We start from the raw sequence: 2,534 nt of genomic DNA, 5'->3' as shown, positions 1-2,534 counted from the left end.
ACGCAGCAGCATCTCGATCTGGCGGTTGCCTTCGCGATAGGTGCTCACGCTCATGCCCGACAACGAACTGCTGAGGAACTGGCTGACCTGCGCACTGCTGACGCCCAGCGCGCGGGCGCGGTCCTGGTCGATCACCAGCCGCACCACCTTGCTCGGCTCGCTCCAGTCCAGGTTCACGTTCATCACGTGCGGGTTCTCGCGCACCTTGGCCTCGACCTGGCGCGCGATCGCCTGCACCTGCGCGATGTGCTCGCCGGACACGCGCATCTGCACCGGATAACCGACCGGCGGCCCGTTCTCCAGGCGCGTCACCCGCATCTGCACATCCGGGAACTGATTGATCACGTCCTTCAGCATCCAATCGCGGGTCGATTCGCGGGCCTTGGCGTCTTCGGTGAGCACCACGAACTGGGCGAAGTTGGTGGCCGGCAGCTGCTGGTCCAGCGGCAGGTAGAAGCGCGGCGAACCGGTGCCGACGTAGGCCACGTAGTTGCTGATGCCTTCGCGCCCCTTCAGCAGCTTCTCCAGCTTGTCGGCCTGTGCCTGGGTCGCGGCCAGCGACGCACCTTCGGCCAGCTCGATGTCCACCATCAGTTCCGGGCGGGTCGAGTCGGGGAAGAACTGCTGTGGCACGAAGCGGAACAACATCAACGAACCGATGAACAGGGCGATGGTCGCAGCGATCACCCACCAGCGATGGCGCAGGCAGGTATCCAGGAACGCCCGGAAGCGCGTGTAGAACGGCCGCTGGTACGGATCATGATCGTGCGCATGCTCCTTCGGTGCGATCCAGCGCGCGAGTGAAGGATGCCGGTCGGCCCACTGCAGGCGCTTGGCGCGCCAGCGGCCGGCCAGGCTGTCCGGCTTCGGCAGCTGCGGGTTGAACAGGTCCGGCAGCATCTTGTCACCCAGGTACGGGATGAACAGCACTGCCGCGATCCACGACACCACCAGCGCGATGGTCACCACCTGGAACAGCGAACGGGTGTACTCACCCGTGCTGGATGCCGCCGTGGCGATGGGCAGGAAGCCAGCGGCAGTGATCAGGGTACCGGTCAGCATCGGGAAGGCGGTGGATTCCCAGGCGAAACTGGCCGCGCGCAGGCGGTCGTAGCCCTGCTCCATCTTGGTGGCCATCATCTCCACCGCGATGATCGCATCGTCCACCAGCAGGCCCAGTGCCAGCACCAGTGCACCCAGTGAAATCTTGTGCAGGCCGATATCGAAGTAGTGCATGACGAAGAAGGTCATCGCCAGCACCAACGGGATGGTCACGCCCACCACCAGGCCGGTACGCARGCCCAGCGAGAAGAAGCTGACCAGCAGCACGATCACCACCGCTTCGGTGAGCACCTGCACGAACTCGCCCACCGACTCTTCCACCGCATGCGGCTGGTCGGACACCTTGCGCAGCTGCATGCCGGCCGGCAGGGTCTTCTGCAGGCGTTCGAACTCGGCATCCAGGGTGGCACCGAGCTTGAGGATGTCTCCGCCGTCCTTCATCGCCACCGCCAGGCCGATCGCATCCTGGCCCATGAAGCGCATCTTCGGCGAGGCCGGATCGGCAAAGCCACGCTTGACCTCGGCGATGTCGCCCAGATGCAACGTGCGTTCGCCGGCCTGGATCGGGAATTTGCGGATGTCCTCGATCGAATCGAACTGACCGGTCACGCGCAGCTGCACGCGGTCGGTCGGGGTTTCGAAGAAGCTGGTGGCGCTGACCGCGTTCTGGTCGGCCAGCGCCTGCTGCACCTGCTGCAGCGATACGCCCAGCGTGGCCAGCTTGGTGTTGGACAGCTCGATCCACACCTTCTCGTCCTGCAGGCCGACCAGGTCGATCTTGCCGACGTCGGGCACGCGCTGCAGCTCCAGCTGGATGCGGTCGGCATAGTCGCGCATCACCGCGTAGTCGAAGCCTTCGCCGGTCAACGCGTAGATGTTGCCGAAGGTGTCGCCGAACTCATCGTTGTAGAAGGGCCCGACGATCTCCCTCGGCAGCGTCGCGCGGATATCGCCCACGCGCTTGCGYACCTGGTACCASAGGTCCGGRATCTGCTTGGAGCGCAGGCTGTCGCGCGCCATGAAGATCACCTGCGATTCGCCCGGSCGCGAGTASGARCGGATGAAYTCGTACTCGCCGGTGTTCATCAGCGCTTTTTCGATCGGCTCGGTCACCTGCCGCGAGACCTGCTCGGCGGTGGCGCCCGGCCACATCGTGCGTACCACCATGGCCTTGAAGGTGAAGGGCGGATCTTCGGACTGGCCCAGGTGCTTGTAGGACCAGGCACCGATGACGGCGAACGCCAGCATCGCGAACAACACCAGCGCACGGTTGCCCAGCGCCCATTCGGAGAGATTGAAGCGGCGCACGGGTCAGTGCCCCTTGCCTGCGGCCGGCGCCGGCTTGGCGGCCGACGGTGCCAGCACCGGGCGGTTCTGGCGGTCGACCGGCGTCACCACCTGGCCTTCGCGCAGCAGATGGCCGCCGGCAGCGACCACCCAGTCCGTCGCGCCCACGCCGGACACGACCGGCA

Annotated in this window: 1 protein-coding gene and 1 pseudogene; both read right to left on the bottom strand. The window is 65.8% G+C overall.

Annotation, left to right across the window (positions count from 1 at the left end; all coding sequences use genetic code 11):
- A partial coding sequence (locus tag AC1VAN_RS18260) for an efflux RND transporter permease subunit (protein ID WP_480986382.1) occupies positions 1–2,370 on the bottom strand: 2,370 nt, incomplete at its 3' end.
- Between the two features lie 3 nt (positions 2,371–2,373).
- A pseudogene (locus tag AC1VAN_RS18255) lies at positions 2,374–2,534 on the bottom strand (efflux RND transporter periplasmic adaptor subunit); the annotation flags it as partial.

It is taken from the genome of Stenotrophomonas sp. 05L44_2 (genome assembly GCF_056665995.1).
Note: the sequence above shows the minus strand (reverse complement) of the source record. Positions and strands in the feature narration are given on the sequence as shown.